Origin of the sequence: Streptomyces sp. CA2R106 (assembly GCF_037034245.1) — a bacterium.
Lineage (GTDB): Bacteria > Actinomycetota > Actinomycetes > Streptomycetales > Streptomycetaceae > Actinacidiphila.
Genome location: NZ_JBAGKC010000137.1, coordinates 1 through 910, shown reverse-complemented (window position 1 = coordinate 910; position 910 = coordinate 1). Strand labels below are relative to the sequence as shown.

1 protein-coding gene is annotated in these 910 nt (G+C 65.2%); it reads right to left on the bottom strand.

Translation table 11 applies throughout. The annotated features are described in order from the left end of the window. Window positions 1-910: acyltransferase domain-containing protein (locus tag WA788_RS35390; RefSeq protein ID WP_335984585.1), on the bottom strand; the 910-nt coding region annotated here is incomplete at both ends.

Genomic DNA, 910 nt, shown 5'->3' with positions numbered 1-910 from the left:
CTTCGGCCAGTAGTGCTGCCGCTGGAACGCATACGTCGGCAAAGCCACCCTCCGGGCCCCACCCTCCCCACCATTCACCGCGGCCCAGTCCACCTCGACACCCGCCACATACAAACCCGCCAGCGCACGCAACGCCGTCTCGGGCTCATCCTGACCACCACGCAACGCCGGAACCCACGTCCCCGCATCCCCATCCGCCATCGCCGACAACGCACCATCCGGACCCAACTCGACAAACACACCCACACCCTGAGCCCGCATCGCCACCACCACATCACGAAAACGAACCGTGTCCCGCACATGCCCCACCCAATAAGCCGGATCCGTCACATCCGCACCCGGCGTCCCCGACACCAAAGCAATCCGCGGCTCACGACACGTCACCCCACCCACAACCCGCCCGAACTCCTCCAACACCGGATCCATCAACGGCGAATGGAACGCATGACTCACCCGCAACCGACGAGCCCGCCCACCCCCCTCCCGCCACAACCCCACCACCTCATCCACCACCGACTCAACACCCGAAACCACCGTCTGCCGCACACCATTAACCGCCGCAACCGCCACACCCTCACGCCCGGAAACCAACTCGGCAACCTGCTCCGACGACGCGTCCAACGCCGCCATCGCCCCACCAGCCGGCAACCCCTGCATCAAACGACCACGCGCCGCAACCACCGCACACGCATCCGCCAAATCCCACACCCCCGCCACATACGCAGCCGTCACCTCACCAATCGAATGACCCGCCACACACTGCGGCACCACACCCCACGACGACCACAACCGGAACAACGCCACCTGCACCGCAAACAAACCCGCCTGCGCAAACACCGTCTGATCCAACTCCGGACCACCCGCCGCAATCACCTCACGCAACGAACCAGGCAACAACCCATCCAACACA